This is a genomic window from Coprococcus eutactus, from assembly GCF_025149915.1.
GTDB classification, from domain to species: domain Bacteria; phylum Bacillota; class Clostridia; order Lachnospirales; family Lachnospiraceae; genus Coprococcus; species Coprococcus eutactus.
On the sequence record NZ_CP102278.1, the window covers coordinates 814,507 to 836,185 of the forward strand.

Sequence of the window (21,679 nt, forward strand, 5' to 3'; positions counted from 1 at the left end):
AAATATTAAATTATGACGGAGGTAATATAGATGTTCAGTTTTGACGAGATTACAAAAGTAGATCCTGAGATAGCAGCCGCTATGACAGATGAGCTTAACAGACAGAATAACAACCTGGAGCTTATCGCATCTGAGAATATTGTATCAAAGGCAGTTATGGCAGCCATGGGCAGCCACCTTACAAACAAGTATGCAGAGGGTTATCCTGGAAAGAGATATTACGGCGGATGCCAGTATGTAGATGTTGTAGAGGATCTTGCAAGAGAGAGAGCAAAAGAGCTGTTTGGATGCGAGTACGTTAATGTACAGCCACATTCGGGTGCACAGGCTAACATGGCAGTGTTCTTCGCTATCCTTAATCCTGGCGATACATTCATGGGTATGAATCTTGATCACGGCGGACATCTCACACACGGTTCACCGGTCAACATGTCTGGAAAGTATTTCCACTGTGTTCCTTACGGTGTAAACGATGATGGATTTATAGATTATGATAAGGTGCTTGAGATCGCAAAGGAGTGCAAGCCAAAGCTCATCGTGGCAGGTGCTTCAGCATACGCCAGAGCGATAGATTTCAAGAGATTCAGAGAGATAGCAGATGAGGTCGGAGCATACCTCATGGTGGATATGGCACATATCGCAGGTCTTGTGGCAGCAGGTCTTCACATGAGTCCTATCCCATATGCACACGTAACAACTACCACAACTCACAAGACACTCCGCGGACCTCGTGGCGGAATGATCATGTGCAGCAATGAGATCAATGAGAAGTTTAACTTCAACAAGGCAGTATTCCCTGGAATCCAGGGTGGCCCTCTTATGCATGTCATAGCCGGTAAGGCAGTATGTTTTAAGGAGGCACTCACACCTGAGTTCAAGGCATATCAGGAGCAGGTCGTAAAGAATGCAGCAGCCCTTGCTAAGGCTCTTATGGCAAGAGGATTTGACATAGTATCAGGCGGTACAGACAATCACCTCATGCTTATGGATCTCAAGAGACTTGGCCTTACAGGTAAGGAAGTTGAGAAGCTCCTCGATGAGGTTCATATCACAGCCAACAAGAACACAGTTCCAAATGATCCTAAGTCACCATTTGTCACAAGCGGTATAAGACTTGGAACTCCTGCAGTTACAACAAGAGGTGCAGATGAGGCTGATATGGATACCATTGCCGAGGCAATCAAGGCAGCAGTTCTCGATCATGACAAGGAGAGAGCAGAGGCGCTTGTAAAGAGTATTGTTGAGAAGTATCCATTATATGAATAATTAGTCCAGTATGGATAATTAGTTCGTAATAGTCGCAATAAGATACTGCAGTATACGAATAGAGTACGTGATTATATCGGCGGCACGGATTTCCGTGCCGCTTTTTTGAAACGGGGATTCACTGGAGAAGATATGAAAAAAAAGAAAGTGATTGCGTCGATTGTCGCTGTGTGCTTCAGCTTAGCCTTGTTGTCAACCTGGGTGATGATATTCGGTTGTATGAAGAGGGGAGAACAGGAGTTACACGCAAATACATCAGTGGAAATACCAGATATGTCATCTATACCCGGATGCGTTCAGAATGGTGGTCAGTTGATGTACAGGGGTAACATTTATAAGTATGATCCGGCAAATATAAATATACTTTTTATGGGCATTGATGCCAGAGGCGAGGATGAGAGCATCGGACAGGCGGACATGCTTGCGCTGGTGGTTATCAATACAGAAAAAGATACGGTGAAATGCATATGTATAAATAGAGATAGCATAGGACCGGTTGCGATATACGATATTTCCGGTAAAGCTGCAACAACGAAGAATGTCCAAATAGCTTTGGCATATTCCTACGGGAAAAGTCAGTCTGAAGGACGCGGACTTGAGATGAATACGGTGTCAAAATTGTTACATGGCATTCCGATACATGGAAGTGTTTCCGTAGATATTGATGGCATAGGCGGCATAAATGAACTTGCCGGGGGAATTACCCTGACTGCGTTGGAAGATGTGCCGAAAGCCGGAATTGTGAAGGGCGAAGAAGTCACTCTTAACGATGAACAGGCCATGTATTATGTCACTGAAAGAGACAGCGCCTCTACGGATATAGGAACAAATGAGAATAGAATGTCAAGACAGAAACAGTATATATCAGCGTGGTGTGATGCAGTACAGCAGCAGATAAAAAAGAATCCTTTTAAGATATTCAAAATGTACGATAGTGTACAGGGATATGTGGATACTGATATTTCTCGAAATAGTATGCTTTACCTTGCAAAAGTGCTTAAAAGAGTGCAATTTGGTGAGGGGGATATATATACGGTGTCAGGCGATTACGAGAGAGAAAATTATTATGATAAATATCTTATAGATGAAGATAAACTTACAGAGATGATGATTGAAACTTTTTACAGAAAAACGGAGTAGATGATATGTCAGATCTACAAGAACAAAGAGAGTTGGAAAGACGCCTTTCGGAGGCTATTGCTCTTGCTCAGTCTATAGTTGAGGAAAATAGCAGAGAAAATATCAGCACAAATAGCAATAATGAAAGCAGTGCTGCTCCAGCGGATGATGATACAGTGGACAGCAAACGTGAGATTGGTCCACATCGCAGAGTAAATAAAACGTCATGCAACCTAGTATGGAAGATCGTGTTTGCAATCTCGGTATTTGCAGTACTAGTCTGTGTATGTCTTGCTGTGCGGTATGTGAGAGGACACAATAGAAGTCTCAGAGCAGAGAACAGACTTAGGACATACGTGGATAGAGGTACAGATACATCAGACGGCCCGGAAAGTGCAGAAGGAAATGCCGGATCAGGGCAGACAACAAATGGGAACTATCCGGAGTTGGATGTTAATTTTGCTGGCCTGAAAACTCAGAATGGTGATATATGTGCATGGATATATATACCGGGGACAGACGTTGACTATCCTGTTTTGCAGGGAAGCGATAATGCGTATTATCTCAACCATGATGCATATGGTGAATACAGTCCTGACGGTTCTATATTTGTTGATGCAGGGAACAATTTGGATTTTGAAGATTTTGATACAATAATATATGGTCACAATATGTCTACCGGTACAATGTTTAAGACTCTTCATAATTATGAGGATGACTCTTTCTGGGAAAGCAACAGGAATGTATATATATATCTTCCAGACCGGGTTATGAGATACGAAGTTTTTGCCGCCTATAGAACAAATGACAGGCATATACTCACGTATAATGATTTCTCGGACAAAGAGGTCAGAAAAGAATATCTTCTAAATATAAAATCTGAAAGGTTTGATGAGGGTATTGTCAAAAATGACCAAAATATAGATATAGACAGCAGACTTTTGACACTTTCAACATGTTGTGGAATGGATGGAAAAAGATGGCTGGTTCAAGCTGTCAAGATTGATGAAATACCGGTTGAAAATCGATGAATAACCATTAAAATGTTAATTTGCACAATTGACGGTATTTTTTTTAGATGGTATTATGTGAGAAGATTAAGGCATCAGGGAGCTGCCTTAGGAGGAGAAGGAGTGAAAAGGTTATGAAAAAGGTTATGACACATATGATTAGAAGGATATTTTCAAGAAAAAGACTTGCTGTATATGCAATGACCATGGTTATGCTGTTAGGATTTGGAATTACGGCTATGGCTAATGAGAGTCCGGATCGTGATTTTGGAACAGATTCGTCGCATATACTGCTTTCGGAGCCAGACACATCCATAGAGGATATAGATGATCTGGTGATGGGATATGATCCTGCAGGTGTTCTCGGAGATAGTACCCTTAAGGGTTTCTCAACCCTTGCGGTATTCTCTGTAACGGCCGTTGATGATTATGATTTTTCGAATTTGGAGATAACAAAGATAAGAGGTGCAGTCATAACCTCGGATATGACAGTTCAGGTGAGATTTCTTCCAACAGATGGAGCGTGGGAGAAACTTAGTTTTGAGGTCGTTGACGGTGCGGTCAATGTGAAACTGCCATCAGAGGGGCAGCTTGCAATATTTGTCAAAGACGAAGTAGATATCAAAGACGACGATGGGGATGGCAATTCGATGACGAAGCCGACAACAGAATCTGGTACGGATGGTAATGTTGATCCGGGAAAGGCCCCACAGACAGGTGACAGACTTCCGTTTTATATAGTCATTGGAGTGATGGCCATTATCTCAGCTGTTGTTTCATTTAAGAAGATAAGAAAATAGAACAATGTATTACATAGGGCTTTCAGTTATGGTCTGCAATAGACATCATCAAGATGCATTTTGTAGATTATGACTGAAAGCCTTTTGTTTGTTTGGTGTTAAGTCAAATAGTTAAGTCAAAAATTCATAAAAACAATTGAATATGATATTGATTTTTGGTAGAATTTTCTATAAGTAGGGCTGTTATACGACCAAGAAAGGCGGGAGTGAATTATGAGAAAAGGAACTGGTAAACGAGTGATCGCATTCTTCATGGCGTTTATTATGGCATTGTCCGTAATATTCCAAAGTGATATGGCGATTGGAGGATTTGCAAAGGTGCTTGCTGCAGACACGGGAGGTATAGCCACTCCAACGGATGCGGACAGCGAAGCACAGCTTGCAGATACGGGGGCGATAGACCTCAATGCGGATGGATATTACGCATATCTTAAGAATTTGCCTAATGGTAAGATATATACGGGAAATGCGATTAAGATAGACAGTAATATCGGTGTAAAGAAAGTGGGAGATACATCGGGAACAACCACATTGTCATCGACACTTTATACGATAAGTTATGAGAACAATGTCAATGCGGGCACCGCGACAGCGATCATAACGGGTAAGCCGGATATGAACTGTACAGGTACTCTTACAGTTACGTTTACGATCAGGCCTAAGACAATATCGACTGCGGGCTGGTTCTATGTCGGTGGAACTAATACGGCAAATAAATATAGTACCAGCAAATCAAAGTATTACACATATCGGGCACAGGGTGTGGACCCAAAGATATATGTAAGATCATCTGCGAACGGTCCCTTCCTCACCGAAGGCGTGGATTATGAAGTTGAATATTGGAATGTGGATCAGGCAGCAGATATAGAGAAGGAACACATGGGTAATGGTCCATGTGCGGTTGTCACATCAACAAAGAACAGCAATTATGCTATAGGTGGCAGCAATGGATATTTTGATATCTTTTATGGAATAAATGCTGCGGATCTTGAAACACAGACTACTATAAGTCTTGAAGGCGAGAGCTTTGTGTATACTGGCAAGCCGATAACACCTAAAGTTGAGGTTATAGATAATACCAATAACAAGAAACTCTATAGCTTAGAAGAGACCAACAAAGATGATTATGAATATAAAGTTGAATATTCAAACAATACAAATCCAGGTACAGCAACTGTTACAATAACGGGTCATCCAAAAAGATTTCAGGGATCAGTGACTAAGACATTCACGATCCTCAGCTCTGGAAGTAATGTTAAAAATATTGCAGATGCAGACGCTGTTGTAACGGATGAATTTACATATGATGGCAAGGGCAAGACGCCGGAGCCGGTGGTTACATACAAGGGAACTACGCTCGTAAAAGATAGGGATTACAAGATTGCATATTATTCAGATAATATAAATGCAACTACAGCTAAGAAGAAGGCAAGCGTTACTATTTCAGGTTTGAATTCATTTACAGGTTCAAAGACGATCCAGTTTGATATTGCACCGAAGTCGATAGACTCTCTTAACATAAGTATATCTGATGCTGTATACAATACTGCAAATAATATAGCTATGGCGGTTGTGCCAACAGTGAAGATCACGGATCCTGTTCTTGGAAAAACTCTGTCAACTGGTGATGGAGATTACTTCTTGGATTTTTCCGAATATAGAACAGAGAAGAATTACAATGTCGGTGAACACAGCTTTAAATTGACTGTGTATAACAACTACACAGGTTCAAAGACATGCACATTTAATACGGTGGCAACAAGCATTGCTCCTGCAGTGATCAAAGTGGAGCCGGTGGAGTATACTGGGGCAGAGGTTAAGCCTGTGCCATCTAAGGTAACGTTCAGCAATACAGCACTTGAGAATGGTGTCGATTACGAGATCACGGGTTATAAGAATAATGTTGAGCTGGGCAGTTCAGCCATAATCACCATAACAGGTAAAGGCAATTTCAAGGGCACGGCTACAGGTACATTTACAATCAAGACAAGCAAGATCGGAATGACAGACGTTACAATTCCGGATATAGGAAATAAGGCATATACTGGTTCTCAGATAAAACCGGATATAACGCCTACATATGATGGCAGGAATTTGGTTGAGGGAACCGATTACACGGTCACATATGGTGACAACCTCTCACCAAGGGATACTGGTTCCGTAACATTTGTCGGAAAAGGCGACTATGCGGGAACTGTGACCAAGACTTTCAAGATCGTTGCAAAGGATATAAGTGCGAATGATGTCATATTAACTAGAAATAAAGTCAATTATGAATATACAGGTTCACCGATTGATCCTGATATAACGGTTACATATAACGGAATCGTTCTGGAAAAGGGTGTAGATTACAAGGTGATGAATCTGTACACTGAACCAGGAACATATAATATGGTCATCAGCGGAGCGGCAGGATCAACTCCGTATTTTACGGGTATGAGAATTTTCCAGATAACCATCACCGCACCAGCGGGAGAGATGGCTGATCTGGAGTACACCCCAATTCCTGATCAGTACTATGCCGGTAAAGAGATAACTCCAACACTTACAATCAAGAAAGGGGATTACACTCTTCAGCTTGATAAGGATTATGTTATAAAATCAATAACAGGAAATACAGAAGTAGGTGTTGCAACTGTTGAGATAGAAGGAACAGGATCTTACAGCGGTACAAAGAGTCTCGAGTTTAACATTGTTCCAAAGCCTATTGAGGACTGTACAATAACAGGAATAGAGGATACACAGTATGAGATGGGGGCAGCGATAGAACCTGCGGTTACAGTGAAGAATGGAACGGTAGAGCTTGTTCAGGGACGAGATTATACGTTAGCATTTAACAATAATATAGATGCCTCAGATAGCGCCGAGGTGGTAATCACGGCAAAGAGTTCAAACTACACAGGTGATGCGACTAAGATTTTCAAGATTACACCAGTGTCAATTACAGCATCTGGAAATGGTGTCAGCATAACAAAGGCAGATGCTACACAGGAGTATACAGGAACTGATATTGAACCAGAGATCGTGATAACAAGATATTACAATAGGAAGAATTACACTCTGGAACGGGGCAAGGATTATACTGTAGTTTATGAAAATAACAGAGAGGTTACAGGATCTGGAGACAGAGCCTCGATCACAGTAACCGGTACAGGCAACTTCAGCGGACAGACAGTTATAAGATTTGAGATTTCAAAGAGAAACATAAGTTCATGTGCAGTGGAGTCGGTTCCGGATCAGCAGTGGACAGGCTCTGAGATAAAGCCGAATGTCGCAGTCTATAATGGCATAATAAAGTTGGAAAATGGCGGAGATTATGATGTAATCTACAGTGATAATATAGATGAAGGTGAAGCTTCATATACAGTTATCGGTAAGGGCGATCATTACACTGGAAGTGTTACAAAGTATTTCCGGATAACAAAGGAATTTATCAATATAGAAGACAATGACAAGATAGCCGTATCAAAGATTGAAAATCAGACATATAGGTTCGGAGCTGCGATAACCCCGAATTTTACAGTAACTTATGACGGAGAAAAACTGACTGATAAAGAGGACTATACATATAATTTTATAAATAATAAGAATGTGGGTACAGCGACACTTACAGTAACAGGTGTTGGAAGATTCAAAGGAACGCTTACATATACGTTCAATATACTTCCATACGATATATCAGGGGATACACTTGTTATTGATCAGAATGTGTTTGAGTACACAGGTACTCCTGCAGAGCCACGGCCGGTGTCCATAAAGTCAGGAAATAATGTATTGGTAACAGATTTCACGGGCTTTACTGTATCGTACAATGACAATACAGAGGCAGGTGCTGGAAGCGTTACAGTTACAGCAGGAACAACCGGGAACTTTATAGGCAGTCTCACACAGAGATTTACTATAGAGCAGCAATCAATAAATTCAGCCAAAATAACTGTGAATGATGTGACATACACAGGCGAAGCACAGACACCCGATGTCACAGTTACGCTGGCAGATGGAAAAGTTCTTTCGGCAGACGATTATACAGTCAAGTATAAGAATAACAAGGATATAGGAACGGCAACGGTAATTGTCACCGCTGTTGAAGGTGGAAATTACAAAGGCTCAGTCGAGGGATCATTTAAGATTCAGGCAATAGATATTGCTGATGCCGTCATAACGGCTATAGAAGATCAGACCTACACAGGTTCTGCCATATGTCCTGATATTGAGGTTAAGTATGGAGACAATATCCTTGCTGAGGGTGAGGACTATGTTGTGGATTCTTATACCGACAATGAGAATGTGTCAACAGTTTCAAAGAAAGCCTGCGTCACTATAAAAGGCAAGGGACTTTATGTGGGAACATGCAGTGCCAAGTTCAGCATTGTGCCTGCATCAATAGAAAATGCAGTGGTATCCGGATATTCAAAGAATGTGGAATACACCGGTTCTGCAATAACATTTACATCTCTGACAGTTAAGGTTGGAGAAAAGGTCCTCACAAGTTCTGATTACAAGGTGACATACAGCAACAATACTGATGTGACGACAGAGAAGACCCCGGCAAAGATTACAATAACAGCTGCGGGAAATTACACAGGTTCAATAGTTGTTCAATTTGCTATAACTGCCAGAAACCTGGAGAATTGTAATATAAGTGACATCGAGGGCCAGATATACACAGGGAAACAGGTTAAACCGGATGTTGAAGTCCGCGATGGAGCAAAGACTCTTGTAAAGGGTACAGATTATGATATAGAGTATTCAAACAATACTGAGGTGACGACAGAGGCTGGCGGTCTCGCTGTTGCAAAGATCATAGGTAAGGGCAACTATACAGGAGAAGTAAAGAAGACATTCTCAATTGCAAAAGAGATAATCGATATAAGCTCAGCAGTTGTGACGATCGCTGACGGTGGTTCATTTATCTATAACTTTGGAGATGAGATAGAGCCAAAGGTGACTGTGAAGCTTGGTGACAAGGTACTTGATGCCGGTGCTTATACAGTCAGATACACAGATAATGTAAATGCTGGAAAGGCAACAATAACAGTCTCAGGAACCGGTGATTACAAGGGGCAGACAGGAACAACGTTTGTTATTGAGCAGTACGACATAACATCAGCAGGCCTTGTACTTGAAAGTGACAGTTATACGTACAGCGGAAGTGAGATAAAGCCAGCGGTTAAGAGCATAACAGCAGGTAATAGGAAGATCACTCCTGGTTCAGACTTTGATGTAACATACAGCAACAACATAAAGAAGGGAACAGGAACTGTATCCCTTACAGCCAGAGCAAATACAAACTACAAAGGAACCGCAAGTGCGAAATTCACAATTGGCGCTGCAGATATAACATCAGCCCGCGTGACGGTTCCGGATGCAGAGTATACAGGACTTCCGGTGAAGCCGGATGTAACGGTGGTACTTGGAACAAAGAAACTTACAGAAGGTACAGATTATACAGTAGAGTTTGCAGACAACACGAGTGCTGGAACTGCGACAGTGACAGTTGCGGGTACCGGAAATTATGCGGGAACAGTCAATGCACAGTTCAAGATCACAGCAAAGTCTCTCAGCCTTGCAGTGGTGACAGCAAAGGATCAGACATACACAGGAAAGGCTCTTAAGCCTGTAGTTGCAGTGACACTTGATGGCAAGACGATCGCAGATACAGAGTATGATGTGACCTATTCATCAAACATCAACAAGGGCACCGCTACAGTCACAGTCACAGGAAAGAACAACTATACAGGCAGCAAGGCCGGAACATTTAAGATACTTGCAAAGGATATCGAAGAGTGTGATGTTTCAGACGTTGCGGATGTTGTTTATAACGGTAAGGCACAGACCCCTGAGATAACAGTAAAGAATGGGGATGTGGAGTTAAAGAGCGGAGTTGATTATGAGGCTGTATATAGCAACAATATAGACGTATCAACAACCGCCCAAAAGGCCGAAATAACTATCACGGGTCATGGCAATTACACAGGGCAGAAGATAGTTAGCTTTAATATAACCAAGGCTGCATTTGACGATGCGGTCATAACAGGAATACCTGAGAGCGAGGCATATACAGGAGACAGTATAATTCTGACAGGATATGAGGTTACTGTATCAGATGTTAAGCTCACAGAGAACAAGGATTACACAGTTTCATACAAGAACAATAAGGAAGTTGGAACTGCTACAGTCATATTTACTGGTGCAGGTAATTATGAAGGCAGCAGAGAGATGACATTTGATATCGTACAGAGAAATGTTGCAGATTGTCAGATTTCGGCAATACCTGGACAGAAGTGGACAGGCAAGCCGGTTGCCCCAGCGGTAACAGTCAAAAATGGCAGTGTATCACTGGTAAACGGTACGGATTACACGGTTGAGTATGTGAACAACACAGATGTGACAGACAAGGCTGAGGCGATCATCACAGGACAGGGCAACTACACAGGTAGTATCACAGTGTACTTCTCAATCTCAAGAAGTATAGTGAGCATAAGCACTGCGACAATATCAGCGATCCCGGCACAGACATATGCGATGGGTGCTGAGATAAAGCCGTCAGTGAACGTTGTATATGACGGAATGGAGCTTACTGAGGACAAGGATTACACGGTTTCATATGCGAACAACATAGATGCCGGAACCGCTGAGGTTACAGTAACCGGAATTGGATATTATTCAGGATCAAAGACCGTAAGCTTTGTGATAGATCCTCTCGATGTGAGCAAAGGAAGTGTAAAACTTGAGTCTGATTCATTTGTATACAATGGAAAGGCTCAGATACCGGTGGTGACCGGTATAGAGATCGGTTCAGATGTGCAGATAACAGACATGAGTTCATTTGATGTGGCATATGCGGACAATATCAATGTTGGAACAGCAAAGATTACACTCACAGCGAAGAACAATACAAACTTTAAGGGTAGTGTGACAGCAAACTACAGAATAACAGAGGCTGACATTTCTACGGCTATTGCAGTGGCAGAGACTGCGGTATATCAGGGAACAGCACTGAAACCTGCAGTTAAGGTTACACTTGGCGGTGTTAATCTGGTGGATGGAAAAGACTACGAGGTGGCATACAGCAGCAATGTAAATGTCGGAAAGGGCAAGGCAGTTATAACTGGTGCCGGCAATTACAAGGGTCAGCTCACAGTTTCATTCGACATTACAGCGAGATCACTGAAAGGTGCAGATGTGCAGATAGCTGATCAGGTCTACACAGGAAAGGCACTCACGCCAAAGCCAGTTGTTACATTGGCAGATAAGACACTGGTTCAGGATGTTGACTATACAGTCACATATGAGAAGAATGTAAATGCCGGAACAGCAAATGTGATAATCGCAGGTACAGGCAATTACAAGGACAGTGTTAAGGAATCATTCAAGATAGCAGCGGCCGATATAGGAAAAGCTGAGGCATCAGCTATCGCTGATCAGGTGTATACAGGAAGCGAGATCACACCGGATGTTCAGGTAACCACTGCATCAGGAGAGGTGCTCGCAGTCGGAGTAGATTACGAGATTACTTATACGGGTAATGCTAATGTGACTACTGAGGACGCACCAGCCCAGGCGGTTATCGCAGGAAAGGGTAATTATACAGGAACACTCAAGGTTGCATTTGCGATCGTTCCAAAGAACATTGCAGGTGTCTCAGTGAGCGGATACAGCGAGTCAGTTACATACACAGGCTCGGATGTGGAGTTTGGCAATATCATAGTGGCTGATGACAAGGAAGTGCTCACAGCTGGCGTTGACTACACCATAAGCTACACAGGCAACAAGTTAGTGACAACTGATGAGAAAACATATTTCACAGTGACTGGTAAGGGCAACTATACTGGTACAAAGGATGTTCACTTCACCATCACAAGAAAGAATATTAAGGATTGTGATGTACAGGCGATAGAGAGCCAGATATGGACAGGCAAGGAGATCAAGCCGGAAGTGACCATAAGAAATGGTTCGGCGCTCCTTGTAAGCGGAACAGATTATGATGTAGAGTACAGCAACAATATTAATGAAACAACGGATACGTCCAAGGCATTGGCAGTGATAACAGGTAATGGCAATTACACAGGATCGATAACAAGAGAATTCACGATATCAAGAATACTCTCAGATATATCGAAGGCAGAGGTATCAGCTATTCCGGCACAGACATATGACTTTGGAAGAGAGATAACACCAGATGTCACAGTTAAGTATGATGGCAAGGTGCTCACGAAAAATGTTGACTATAAGCTTGATTACACAGACAACATAAATGTAGGAACAGCAACGGTCAGCATCGTTGGAATTGGTGGATATAATAAGTCAGTTTCAAAGACATTTGCTATAAAAGCTGCAGATATATCAAAGGGTGAGCTTATATTAAAGGGTACATCGTTTGTATATACAGGCGAAGCGATCAATCCATCAGTTACAAGGCTCATGCTTACAGTGGCAGAGGGTGCAGAGATCATAACAGATCTGGCTTCATTTGATGTGAAGTATACAGACAATGTAAATGCTGGAAAGGCAACAGTTTCACTCACCGCAAAGAGCGGAACGAACTTCACCGGAACAGCGACAGCGACGTTCCAGATAGAGAGAACATCACTTGCCGATGCGGTTGTTGAGGCTTCATCACCAGAGTACACCGGAGATGCCGTCACACCGCACATCACAGTGAGGATCGGTGAGAAGGTTCTTGAGAACGGAACTGACTATGAAATCACATATACAGATAACGTGAATGCGGGGGATAAGGCCGGATTTACCATTACAGGTAAGGGCAACTACGAAGGAGTCATAAACAGAACATTTGAGATCCAGCCAAAGAGCGTTGCAAATGGTAAATGTGAGATACCTTCACAGGTATATACAGGATCGGACGTTACACCGGGCGTAACAGTCAGCGTGGATGGAAAAGTCCTTGTCGCAGGCAGGGATTACATGGTGGTTTATTCAGATAACAGAGACGTGACGACGGCAGACCACAAGGCCAGTGCAGTCATAACAGCTATGGGCAATTACACAGGAAAGCTTATAGTTCAGTTCGAGATCACGGCAAAGACCATACTTCCTGCGGATGTGTCTGATATTGAGGCACAGGAGTACACAGGAAGTGCCATAGAGCCAAAAGTTACAGTAAAGAACGGAACAACGATCCTTGTCGCTGGCCGCGATTATGATGTGGCATACAGTGACAATGTGGACAAGACAAAGTCAGCAAAGGCAGTCATCACAGGTAAGGGCAACTACAGAGGCGTTGTAGCAAAGACATTCGAGATATGCGCAACAAGTATAGCTTCAGCTGTAGTTACAGGAATACCTGAGAACGCAGTTTACACAGGTGAGAGCATTACATTTGACGACATAAAGGTTCAGCTCGGCGGAAAGACCATGGTGTATGGTTCTGACTACAGCATAAGCTATGAGCGAAATGTAAATGCGACAACAGATGAGTCAAAGGCATATGTGATCATCAAGGGTATGGACAATTATGGTGGACAGATAAGAGTTGCATTTGACATAACTCCTAAGAGTATCAGCAGTTGTAAAGTCGATGCCATAAATGGACAGATATATACAGGCAGTGAGGTGACTCCTGAGGTAACAGTCAGGGATGGCTCAGTTGTCCTTGAAAAGGATGTGGATTACACAGTTACATATGATGACAATATCGAGATAACGAAGTCAGCTAAGGCGGTCATCACAGGTAAAGGCAACTATGAAGGTGTAATCAGGACAGAGTTCTCCATATCAAAGGAGGTACTTGACATCTCAGCGGCCAAGATAGCAGGTATAGCTGACCAGTATTACAACTTTGACGCAGAACTTACACCGGATGTGAAGGTAACTCTGAACGGAAAGACACTCGTTAAGGGCATTGATTACGACCTGACATATGCAAACAATGTAAAGCCTGGAAAGGCAACTGTGACAGTGAAGGGTATAGATCAGAACAAGGGCGAGGTAAGCGGTACGTTCAACATACTTCCGATAGATATCACCACTGCTGATATAACACTTGTTAAGAACTCATACGCATACACTGGAAATGCAGTAAATGCAGAGATAAGCAAGGTCACAGTTAAGAGAAATGGAGTTGCAAAGACTCTGACGGATCTCACAGGATTCACATATTCATGCAGTGATAACGTGAATGTGGGCAAGGCAGTTCTGACACTCTCAGCTGAGGATGGTATGGGATTTGCAGGTAGTGCGACAGTTAATTATACGATCACAGCCGCATCAATAGAGCAGGCAGTGATAAGCATTGACAGTGCAGTATACACAGGTGAGGCGATCATCCCAGTATGCAGAGTCACACTGGCAGGCAAGACTCTTATTCCTGGAACAGATTACACAATTGCAGCATCAAACAATATAAATGTGACAGATGAGGCAGTAGTAACAATAACAGGAAAGGGCAATTATTCAGGAAAAGCTGATACATATTTCAGCATAACACCAAAGAGAATATCGAGTGCAGAACTCACAGTGGCAGATGCGGAGTATACAGGAGCTCCACTTGAGCCGGCAGTTACAGTGATCCTCGATGGAAAGACGCTCAAGGCCGGAACAGATTACACTGCTGATTACAGTGACAATGTAAATGTCACGACCGGAAGCGCTAAGGCTTTAGTGACAGTTACAGGTAATGGCAACTATACAGGAACTGTGGATGCCGAGTTTGCCATAACACCTATGGATATATCGAAGCTGAGTATCGAAGACATACCGGCTCAGGTATATGCAGGACGGGCGGTAAGACCTGAGGTCACGATCAGAAATGGAGACGTGGTACTCACGGCGGGAGCTGATTACTCAGTTGAGTATCAGGACAATGAGGCAGTCACAAAGACAGCCAAGGCTGTTATTACAGGAAAAGGTAATTACAAGGGTTCTGTAACAAAGACATTTATCATCACTGCGCTCAGCGTTGAGGATGCAGAGATATCAGGAATCGCAGATACTGTTGTATACAGCGGAGAGGACATAGAGTTCTCAGGAATAAAGGTAACTGTGAATGGAATACAGCTTGCAAATGGCACAGATTACACAGTTGCATACAAGAACAATCACGATGTGACCACCGATGAGCTCGCGAGTGTTATCATCACAGGTAAGGGCAATTACGGCGGTGAGGTAAGCAGAACATTTACAATCACAGCTAAAAACATCGTGAGATGCAGCATCGATCCTATCGGAGGTCAGACATACACAGGCTCACCTGTTACACCTGAGATCGTTGTGAGAGATGGTGCGATAGTTCTTGAGAAAGACAAGGATTACACGGTAGAGTACAGCAACAATACAGATGTCACGGAAAATGCTAGCGTAACAGTTACAGGTAAGGACAATTATAAGGGAACAATAAGCACAGTATTCACGATCGCGAGGGAGATCATAGATATCTCAAAGGCTCAGATAAGCAAGCCGGACGATGACTACTATGATTTTGGAAATCCTATAAAGCCTGATGTCACACTTACATATAAGGGCAAGCAGCTTACAAAGGATGTAGATTATGAACTTGTGTACATAGGCAATACAAAAGAGGGTACGGCAACTATCCAGGCAAATGGAATCAATACCAACACAGGATCAGTAAGCACTACATTTGAGATTCTTCCTATAGATATATCAGATGCAGTTGTGACACTTGAGAATGAGGAGTATGAGTACACTGGCGGGGAGATAAAGCCTGAGGTCAGAATGGTCATGGTAAACAGATCAGGAAAGTCCGAGGCGGTCACATCCCTCGAAGGCTTTGAAGTGACATATGACAGCAACATCAATGTTGGAACTGCAAATGTCACAGTGGCTGCAGTAAATGGAAGTGGTTTCACAGGAAAAACAGTCAGAACATTTGAGATAACAAAGGTGGATATGGCGGACGCTGTTGTTGAGATAGATGGCAGCTACGAATATACAGGCAGTGCGATAGCGCCAAAGTACACAGTTATTCTTGATGGAAAGACGCTTAAAGAGGGAACGGATTACACCGCGGTATGCAGCAACAATGTAAATGTCGGAAAACGTGCAATGGTTACAGTGACAGGCACAGGTAACTATACAGGAACGACTATCGGATACTTTGAGATCACAGCGAAGAATATAAGCGGAGCTGATGTCGCAGCGGCTGATGCTGAGTTCACCGGAATGCCGGTAACACCAGCGATAACAGTTACAGTTGACGGAGAGATACTCAATGCGGATATCGACTACACGATATCTTATAACAACAATATCAACGCAACCACAGACAAGACAAAGGCTGCGGTTGTCATAAAGGGAACAGGTAATTATACAGGAACTGTTACATGTACATTTGACATAGCTCCAAAGGATATATCAGGTGCTGTCATAAGTGATATAGAGGTTCAGAACTATACAGGAAAAGAGGTTACACCTGAGTTTTCTGTAAATCTTGACGGTAAGGTGCTTGCAGCAGGAACAGATTACGCTGTCTCATACGAGAACAACATAGCCGCTTCTGATGATGCGGTGGCTATCGTAACAGGAAGAGGTAACTACACAGGAAGTATTTCAAAGAAGTTTGCTATACAGAATGTGGACATTACAGACGCAGCTGTGACTGGAATAGAGGAAAGTGTTGTCTACACAGGAAAGGAGATAACATTTGGCGATATCATGGTTACAGTATCCGGAAGAACACTTTCGGAGGACGAGGATTACATAGTAAGCTATGAGAACAACAAGAATGTAACAACATCTGCTAAGGTAGTCATAACCGGTACAGGAAACTACAGCGGCGTAATAACAAAGGCATTTGCTATCACACCTAAGAATATTGCTAAGTGCAGTGTCGATGCGGTCAGTGGTCAGATATACACAGCAAAGGCTATCACGCCGGAGGTGACAGTGAGAGATGGTTCATCAGTACTTGCGCTGAGCCAGGATTATACAGTCTCCTACAGCAATAATGTGGAGGTTACCACAGCAGACAGTATGGCGGTCATAACAGTCACTGGAAAGGGCAACTACACAGGAAAGACAACAGTGACATTTGCCATATCAAAGAAGCTTACAGATATATCCAAGGCAGTTATATCAAAGATAGCTGATCAGCATTACAACTTTGGTCAGCCGCTCACACCGGATGCCACAGTAACACTGAACGGTAAAGAACTTGTAAATGGCACAGATTACGCCCTTGTATATGTGGACAATACGGACGAGGGTACAGCGACAGTCACGGCAAAGGGAATCAATTCAAATACCGGTTCTGTGACCGCTAAGTTTAATATCAAACCTATAGACATAAGCGACGGAGTCATAGCACTCGATGCCGCTACATACCTCTACACAGGTACAGCAGTCAAGCCGGAGATCATCTCATTTACAGTGAAGAGACTTGGCAAGACAGTGACGGTTACTGATTTCGATAACCTGGATATAACATATTCATCCAACTCTGATGTTGGAACAGGAAAGATAACTATCACAGCACTTGAAGGAGAGGGCTTCACAGGAAGCGTGAGCAAGACATTTGCGATAGTCGGAGCTTCAGTGGAGAATGCAGTGGTCAGAGTTGAAAATGGAGTTTATACTGGAGAAGAGGTGGAGCCATCATATGTTGTCACACTTGGTGGAAGAACACTCGTAAGTGGAAAGGACTTCAGGGCAGACTTCAGCAACAATGTAAATGCAACTGACAGTGCGGTCTTGACTATAACAGGAATCAACAACTATAGCGGAACAAAGTCAGTCAGATTTACGATCAGTCCAAGAAGGATCACAGATGCCGACATAACGGTGGCTGCAGCAAGATACACAGGACAGAGTCTGACACCGGCTCTCACAGTTACAATCGGTGGAATGACACTTGTTCAGGATGTTGATTTCACGGCAGAGTATATTGACAATGTAAATGTGACAGATGATGAGACAAAAGCATCTGTAAAGGTAACAGGAATCGGTAACTACACAGGAAATGCAAGTGAGGAATTTGAGATATCACCTAGAGATATTTCTCTTGCAAGCGTTGCGGATATAGACAGTCAGGCATATACAGGCAATCCGGTTATGCCGGAACCAGTTGTAACAGACGGTACAACAGTTCTGAAAGCTGGCAGAGATTATGTGGTAAGTTACAGGAACAACACAAATGTGACAGCTGAGGCTGGGGTGATCATTACAGGTAAGGGCAATTACACCGGATCTGTTGTAAAGATATTTTCTATTGCCGGAGCAGACATAAAGGATGCAGTGGTCACAGGAGTCAAGAGCAGTGTGACGTATACTGGAAGAGAGATAACATTTACAGGTCTTAAGGTGACATACGGAGATGAAGTGCTTGTAGTAGGCCAAGATTATACTGTTACATACAGCAATAACAGAAATGTCACGGATAAGGCGGAGGTCAGAATCGCAGGTAATGGCAACTATACCGGAACCGTGATAAAGACATTTGCAATAAAACAGAAGAATATAGCAGATAATGACTGCCATGTAAGTGAAATCGGTGGACAGATATATACAGGCAAGGAGATAGAGCCAGAGGTAGTAGTTACACATGGAGATATCACCCTTGTTGAGGATGTTGACTATGAGATAACATACAGCAACAATATAGAAGCGTCTGCTAAGAATTCTCCTGCGAAGGCGGTTATAACAGGAAAGGGAAGCTATACCGGAACTGTTTCAAGAGAATTTACAATAACAAAGGAACCTGTAAACATAAGCGGTGCGAAGATCAACGCGATAGCCGATCAGGAGTTTGCAAAGACATTCATCACACCGGCTGTTGATGTGACATATGCCGGCAAAGCGCTTGTTGAGGGAACGGATTACAAGGTATCGTATTCAAACAACTACAACGTTGGAACAGCAACCGTATACATTACAGGATATGGAAATTATGTAGGTTCAAAGAAGATAACATTTAACATTACAAAGAGAGACATTACAGGTTATACAGCGGTTCTGGCACAGACAGATATGACATACACAGGCAAGACAATAACGCCGGATGTTGTATCGATCAGCAGTGCGGATGGTTCATTTATCATCAACGACGAGGAGCTTGATACATTTGTTGTAAAATATGCCGGAAATGTAAATGCAGGAACTGCAAAGGTAACTGCAACAGCTGGAAGCAATTCAAATTATACGGGAAGTGTAACTGCCCAGTTCAAGATCGCTCCAGCTCAGTTAAATGGTGCAGTTGCCACAGCGGAGACAACGGAATACACAGGAAGTGCCGTCACACCGGCAGTTGCTGTCACAAAGAACGGAGTTGTTCTGTCAGCTGATGATTATTCTGTAGAGTACAGAAGCAATACGGATGTCGGAACAGCAGAGATTATCGTAACAGGAAAGGGCAATTACACTGGAACGGTACATGGAAGCTTTGAGATAACGGCGGGAAGCATAAAGAACTGCACTATAACAGTGACAGCATCGACTGAGTACACAGGTGGACAGATAGTTCCAGTTGTAACAGTTAAGAATGGCACGAAGCTTCTTGCGAATGGCGTCGATTACATACTGAGTTATGATCAGAATTCAGATGTCACAAGCAAGGCTAAGGTCGTTATAACAGGTAAGGGCAATTACAAGGATTCAGTTACAAGATATTTCGCGATAACAGGAAGAAGTATTACGAAGGCTGTTGTGTGCGGAGTTATCGATAAGGAATTCACCGGAAATGCAATTACTCAGAATATCGAGGTCAAGTTGGATGGTGAGACACTTGTCCAGGGAACTGACTACACAGTGAAGTACATCAACAATGTTCATGTTGGAACTGCAACTGTGGTGATCACAGGTACAGGGAACTATACAGAGTCAGTAAAGAAGAACTTTGTTATCAACAGAGTGGATGTAAGCAACACAGCAGTCATAACGGGAATCGAGCCTGAGGCTACATACACAGGAACGGCGTTTAAGTTTAAGAATGTGAAGATCACATGGAGCGGAATAGTTCTCAGGGAGGGCAGAGATTACACTATCTCCTACAAGAACAACAGTGGAATAACAATGACACGTACAAGCAAAGCTTCATGTACAGTGACATTTAATGGAGATTACAAGGGTAAGGTCACAAAGCAGTTCAGGATCAAGGCATTTGATATTTCAAAGGCTACGGTATCTGTGATAAAAGATGTTACATACAACGGTAAGGCAAAGACTCCGACAGTAGTGGCCAAGATAGGAAGCACCACGATAGATCCTGCGGAGTACGAGGTCAAGTACAGCAACAATGTAAAACCTGGAGTTGCAACGGTTACAATAACAGGGCTTAACAACTTCTATGGAACAAAGAAGGTTACATTCAACATTCTTCCGGAGAGGGTTGCAGGACTTCAGTTTGTAACGTCTACAACGTCAGCAGTAAGGGTTAAGTGGAATAAGGTCAAATATGCGGCCGGTTATGTTGTATATTACAGTAAAGATGGCAAGAGTTATAAGAAGTTTGGAACTACAAAGGATACGACAATGGTTCTGTCAAAGCTTGCAAGTGGACAGACATATAAAGTAGCTGTGTATGCATATGTAACTTCAAACGGCAAGAATCTTATATCGACCAAGTCAGAGGTAGTAACCGGAACAAAACCAGGCAAGGTTACAGGAATAACATATTCGAGCAGAACGGATACTGTTATTAGTGTAAAGTGGAACAAGGTTTCAGGTGCAACGGGCTACAAGGTATACAGGACCGATGACAGCGGTAAGAAGGTCATGGCTGTTGGAACTGTAAAGACGAATGCAGTATCGATCAAGAAGCTTAAGGCGAGCACTGTATACAAGATAAAGGTAGTTGCATACAAGAGCGTTGGCGGAAAGGTTCTCCTCGGTACAGCAAATGTAGCAGCGATCATGACTACACCATCTGCAGTCAAGGGACTAAAGACATCTAGAAACTGGGTTTCAAGCATAGCACTTAGCTGGAACAAGGTAGCTAGTGCGGACGGATACATAGTTTACAGGCTCAGCGGAAAGAACTGGATCAAGATCAAGCAGATCAGTAAGAATACGACTGTCAGTTTCATAAGTTCTAAGCTCAGAGCCGGAACAGAGTGGAAGTACAAGGTAGTAGCTTATAAGAAGCACGGCAACAGTGTAGTTAAAAATGTCGGAAGCCAGATTAGTTCGGTAACGCTTCCTACAGCGCCAGTGGTTGTAATCAGGGCAGGTAAGGGCAGTGTGACTTTGGGCTGGAATGGAGTGACTGGAGCCGATGGATATGAAGTATACATGAGAACCACAAAGAAAGGCAAGTCAACTAAGATAGCCACATTAAAGAAAGCATCTAAGGTAAAATATACAAAGAAGGGACTTGCAAAGAATAAGACATATTACGTAAATGTCAGAGCATTCAAGAAGGATGCAAAGGGCAGAAAGTATTACAGCTCATATTCAACGGTCAAGGCTGTTAAAGCAAAATAACACTAAAATAAAAGCAAGATACAAAAAAGGGCGTCCAGCCGGTTGTGAAAACAGCCGGCGGGGCGCTTTTGTGTTATATGCAGTATG

5 protein-coding genes are annotated in these 21,679 nt (G+C 42.9%); all 5 read left to right on the top strand.

Features of this window, described 5'->3' with window-relative positions:
- Positions 1 to 30: 30 nt before the first annotated feature.
- The 5 genes from glyA (at position 31) to NQ536_RS03550 (ending at position 21,592) form a co-directional block, all read left to right on the top strand.
- A complete protein-coding gene (gene glyA / locus NQ536_RS03530; RefSeq protein WP_004849557.1) occupies positions 31 to 1,266 on the top strand; it encodes a serine hydroxymethyltransferase in 1,236 nt (411 codons plus the stop codon).
- Positions 1,267 to 1,398: 132 nt separating this feature from the next.
- Positions 1,399 to 2,406, top strand: a complete 1,008-nt coding sequence (locus NQ536_RS03535) for an LCP family protein (RefSeq protein ID WP_004849559.1) — start codon at positions 1,399 to 1,401, stop codon at positions 2,404 to 2,406.
- Between the two features lie 5 nt (positions 2,407 to 2,411).
- Positions 2,412 to 3,416 (top strand): class B sortase, encoded by a 1,005-nt coding sequence (gene srtB / locus NQ536_RS03540; RefSeq protein ID WP_004849560.1) that lies wholly within the window; start codon positions 2,412 to 2,414, stop codon positions 3,414 to 3,416.
- Positions 3,417 to 3,529: 113 nt separating this feature from the next.
- Positions 3,530 to 4,195 (top strand): hypothetical protein, encoded by a 666-nt coding sequence (locus NQ536_RS03545; protein WP_227909662.1) that lies wholly within the window; start codon positions 3,530 to 3,532, stop codon positions 4,193 to 4,195.
- A 213-nt stretch (positions 4,196 to 4,408) separates the two neighbouring features.
- On the top strand, positions 4,409 to 21,592 hold the full coding sequence (locus tag NQ536_RS03550) for a fibronectin type III domain-containing protein (RefSeq protein ID WP_004849564.1): 17,184 nt from the start codon (positions 4,409 to 4,411) through the stop codon (positions 21,590 to 21,592).
- Positions 21,593 to 21,679 lie beyond the last annotated feature (87 nt).